At 40.9% G+C, this 1,043-nt stretch carries 1 protein-coding gene; it reads right to left on the bottom strand.

From position 1 onward, the window contains the following. Nucleotides 1-199 precede the first annotated feature (199 nt). The coding region (locus BCT81_RS00225) for an acetyltransferase (RefSeq protein WP_102422930.1) at nucleotides 200-1,043 on the bottom strand (844 nt) is incomplete at its 5' end.

Below are 1,043 nucleotides of genomic sequence, written 5' to 3' on the forward strand. Positions count from 1 at the left end.
GAATTAAGAAATTATATACGGATAAAACATCGTTAATTGAACTGAACAAAAGCTCTAAAGATTATGATATTTAAGACTTTTTTTATTTTGCGAGTGATATCACCAAAACCTGCAAATGGCTTAATTAGACGTACAAGACCAATTAAACCTCACATATAAATTTCTACACTGATAAATCAACAAAAATATAACATCGTAATTATTTTGAATAGCCTGAATAATAGCTCTCTATTCGTTCAATAAGACTCAACTTATCCACTTCTTTAAGCGAATTTATTCCGGCAGCAGCTTTCCTTCCGCCTCCTGTGTCAAAGCTCGAACAAATCTCATCTGCTCCAACTCTGTTTGATAAAGGCGATCGTAAGCTCACAGTGTAAGACTGACCATCAGCATTTCTCGTTAACACCGCTTGTGCTCGAGCTGGGTCTTGATTCACTATTTCATTGCTAAACACACCACTGATTCGTCTTGCCCAAGTCTCTGCAGGCAATTCGAACACGCGCGCGACTTCACTCTCATAGATCGGAGTAAGGTCTGATAATTGCTGGTTGTCAGTTTTGTAAGCGGCGCGAAGTTGATAAAACACGGATTCTTTATCATCCAAGAGATCAAATGGGTTCGAATATTGATAAAGCGCCTGGTAAAGCTCAGTCGGTGAAAAGTGCAGATCACTCAGTGACGCGCCATAGCCGTTATAGTTGATTAGGGTGCCTAGCTCTTCCAAAAATTCAGTTTGAGGTTGGTCAAATCCATTTGTTAGCGCTAACCGTGCAGCCACTGCTTTTAAATTATCACCAAAAGCGGCTGCTATTGCCCAGGCTACATATTCTCCCTTGAGTTTTTGGTTGATCAATAGACTCGTGCAACATTCCGGCGCTGTATTGATCAGAGTCTCAAGGTAATCAGACTGGGGGATGTCCCCTGTACGATGGTGATCGCAGTAAAAGACATTAATCTCATCAGCAAGCAGTGATTGTAATGCGGGTAGATTTTTCTCCATCGACACGTCTAAAACAGTCACCGATGTAACATCATTTTGGGGA

Source organism: Vibrio sp. 10N.261.52.A1 (assembly GCF_002876325.1).
In the GTDB taxonomy this organism is placed as follows: Bacteria; Pseudomonadota; Gammaproteobacteria; order Enterobacterales; family Vibrionaceae; genus Vibrio; species Vibrio chagasii.